This is a genomic window from Bombella favorum (genome assembly GCF_014048475.1).
Lineage (GTDB): Bacteria > Pseudomonadota > Alphaproteobacteria > Acetobacterales > Acetobacteraceae > Bombella > Bombella favorum.
On record NZ_NWUS01000007.1, the window covers coordinates 1 to 3,539 of the forward strand.

General features: G+C 53.0%; 3 protein-coding genes. All 3 read left to right on the forward strand.

Annotated features, from left to right (window positions below; translation table 11 throughout):
- Window positions 1–138 precede the first annotated feature (138 nt).
- On the forward strand, window positions 139–1,479 hold the full coding sequence (locus tag CPA57_RS08900) for a hypothetical protein (RefSeq protein WP_182082449.1): 1,341 nt from the start codon (window positions 139–141) through the stop codon (window positions 1,477–1,479).
- Between the two features lie 9 nt (window positions 1,480–1,488).
- Window positions 1,489–1,932: a hypothetical protein gene (locus tag CPA57_RS08905; protein WP_182082450.1), complete on the forward strand. Its 444-nt coding sequence runs from the start codon at window positions 1,489–1,491 to the stop codon at window positions 1,930–1,932.
- Window positions 1,933–2,204: 272 nt separating this feature from the next.
- On the forward strand, window positions 2,205–3,539 hold a 1,335-nt coding region (locus CPA57_RS08910), incomplete at its 3' end, for a hemagglutinin repeat-containing protein (RefSeq protein WP_182082451.1).

Sequence of the window (3,539 nt, forward strand, 5' to 3'; positions counted from 1 at the left end):
GTGGACCATGCCAATGGTGCGCTGACGAACAGGTTTGATGCGCAGAAACTCCAGAATCAGATACAGGCCAGCCAGCTCGGCACGCAGATCGTCGGTGAGGTGATGGGGCGTGTTTCGGACGAGCTCTACAGCCATGGCGTGCAGGGTTTTGATGAGCACAGTGCAACGAACAACTGGGGCCGAGCCATATTGGAGGCAGGGGGCAGTGCAGCCGTAGCGGCAGTGACTGGGGGGAATGTTGCCGCCACGGCGACGAGCGTCTTTGCCGGGACGGTTGCTTCGGGAGCCACCCGTGACTGGGCGGATCGTGCTGCTATGGCCCTGACCGGCCAGCCGAGTGGTGGATATGGCTCACAGGCGAAGCTGCATGACAGCCTGATGAACCTGCTGAGCAACGGCATTGCCAGTGCGGCGGGAGCTGTGGGCGGGCTTGTGGCAGGACCGGGCAATGCCACGGCCAACGCCCTGAACGGAGCGTCGGCAGCATCAGCCATCCAGCAGTACAATCAGGCGTTTGAGCCGCCAGAGAGAGAAGATATTCGAGAAGTTCGTGGTGAGCGTAATGCAGAGACTGGTGAGCTTCTGAGTGATGTTGATGTATTCAACATAGAAACCTATAAAAATAATATTAAAGAAATAGAGGATATTGATCCAGGCAATCCTCTTCTTTCCAGGACACAGCTTGTTCCTCCAGGAACAGTCCATGTCCCTACGGATGAAGAAATCAACGAGGTAGTATCTGCGGCAGAATTGGCCCGTTATACTCTCAGAGAGAATAATAACGATAAAGAGGCTACACGGGTCGAGTTGGAACGTATCCGTCAGGGAGTAATTCAAGCCCGTCATGAACAGTCTGGTAAGGATATATATCAACCGATTTTTCCTGAGTTGGAGCCTCCGAATTTTGAGAGGGGGGTACTGCCTAAGCGGCTTATCGATCAGAATGGAGTATTGGATCAAAATTTCACAGATCCGGTAGTATCTAGGGATCCCCAGAATTATGATAAAAATACTTCGAATAATGATTCGAATACTTCTCTTGCAGAAGGAGGGGACAGTCAGGGGGCATTGCCGCCTTGGCGTGATTCTAATGGTGATTTTATAGGAGAGCAGAGACAAAAGAAAAAACCAGCATTACGGACAGTGCCGCCAAGCGTGGATTCTAAGAAAGCTGCTAGCGATTTTTATGAAAATTCTGTTAAATGGTTCAAGGAGAATGGCTTCGAGGTTGGAAAAGTTGAGAAGGTTGATATCAATAAAGAAGGAGAGACGAATTCGAAGAAATATCTTTTGAAGACTCCCGTGCTAGATGAGAACGGGGAAATTATCTCTCATATTGTGAGGCGCACTGGCGAAGCAGCAAGTGGTAGAACAGAAGTTACTACTCATACTGTTGAGTTGGATGAGCATCCTGACATGTACGAGGGTGCTGGAAGTGTACATGTGAAAATAAAATTTCCTCAGTCTGAGGGGAAGTGAGGCAGACTTATGAATATCTCTGACGCTGAGTTTATTAACTTTTATCAGGAATCTCTGGGCATTCTTGCTGTTGAGCCAGACAATAGTGTGAAAGTTCTATTTGGGCTTCCAGGAGTAGGGGAAGAGGAGGAATGGTATAAAAAATCGATAGCTGCTTTGACCCGGTTGGGAATGTCTGGGTTGATTTCCTGTTATGGCCCTGAGGATGATATCAGGCTCGCGGTGAGGGAAATGTATCGGAGCAGAGAGGACCGCATGTGGTTGGGATGTCTGTTTAGTGCAACTGACTCTGGTGAGGAATTGGCCAGGAAATTTCGTCTGGATGATGAAGAACCTTACCAAAGGGTTGTTCCTGGTTTCCGTGAAGAACTAGGACGTATTTTTGATGAGCATGGCGTGGGGTTTGGTGTGGACTTGCCTTATGATAAGCTGTTTTCGCTTAAGAGTGATTGAGTGTTATTCTATGTTTCAAACTATAGGCTGAGTTCCGTAACAGGAGCTCAGCTTTTTTATTGTAATATAATTTTTCCTTTCACATAGGGAGCCGGACGTCCGTCGGTTATGGCAAGTCCCGTGACACTGATGCGGGGGATGGGACGAGCTGGACCTCTAGTACGATAAGTGTCGGCAAGGGTGACCTGACACTGAAGGCCGGGAATGTGGCCATGATCACTGGATCCAGGGTGCAGCCTGCTCTGGCAGCAAGCTAGGCCAAAGGCAGAGGCATGCGGACCTTCAATGCCATGCAGGGGACCTATCAGCTGGGTACGGGGTTGAGTGATGCCGTTGATACCGGCTTTTCCAAAATGTCCAGTCTGCCCAGCAGCACGCAGGTCTCCAGTAGTGGGGGAAGTGACGGCGGCAGCAATGGCGGCAGCGGGTTTCTTGCCGGCGTGTCGGTCTCGTTTGACATGTCGAAGACCAGAAGTCACTCCGAACAGGAGCAGAGCACGGTTCTGGACAGTACGGCCACGGCGGGCAACCGGCTTTCCATCGTGGCCCGTGGCGATCATCCGGGGCTGGCGGATGACGGGTCGATCAGTGCCATTGCGGCGCAGCTGGCTGCGAAGGACATCAGTCTTGATGCAAAGAACAATATTGATCTTGAAGCGGGCTGGAACCGTCAGAGTGCCCTGAATCACACCACCCAGAAGGGTCTTTCGGTTGGTGTTGAAGCGAGTGTGGGCACGAGCGGGGCTGGTATCAGCCTGTCTGCCTCCGGGCAGATGCAGCGGACGAACATGGAGAGCCATCAGGCGACAGCGGCTGATACGGTCCTGAATGCGACCAATAGCGTCAGCCTGACGTCTGGCGGCAAGACTACGTTGAAGGGGGCGGAGGTCAATGCGCACCGGATTGATGTAAAGGCGGCGGAGCTTGAGATCACCAGCCCGCAGAACACGTCAGATTATCGCAGTACTTTCATGCAGGCGACGGCTGGGGTGAAGATACCGCTTTATGGTGCATCCACAGGCAGTGTCTCTGCGAGCTATCAGAACCAGAAGACAACGGATCATTTTGCGTCGACGGGGAAGGTGCTTTCCGGCCTGTATGCGGGTGATCAGGGCATTGGTATTGACGTTGCGGGCAATACGAACCTGACAGCGGGCGTGATCTCCAGCACGGCGTCCCGTGAGAAGAACCACTTCAATACGGGCAGTCTGGAAGCCCACAGCCTTGAGAACAGTTCTGCATGGAAGAGCCGGAGTGTGGGCTTTCAAGCGGGTGCCGGGAGCGGCATGATCACCGGCTCTCTGTCGCAGACGCTTGTTGGTATTGGCAAGGGGATGGCGGCGAACTCTGCGGGTCTTCTTGGTGGTGGGCGTTCGCATGGTGAGAGCAGTGAAAGCCAGTCCGCTATTAGTGACACCATCACGGTCAATGCGGGGCATGTCACGGGGTCATACAGCCGTGACGTGGACCATGCCAATGGTGCGCTGACGAACAGGTTTGATGCGCAGAAACTCCAGAATCAGATACAGGCCAGCCAGCTCGGCACGCAGATCGTCGGTGAGGTGATGGGGCGTGTTTCGGACGAGCTCTACAGCCATGGCGTGCAG

Bases quoted from the DNA above. Each gene is read 5' to 3' on its own strand.
- CPA57_RS08905 (WP_182082450.1), top strand. From the start codon at position 1,489: ATGAATATCTCTGACGCTGAGTTTATTAACTTTTATCAGGAATCTCTG.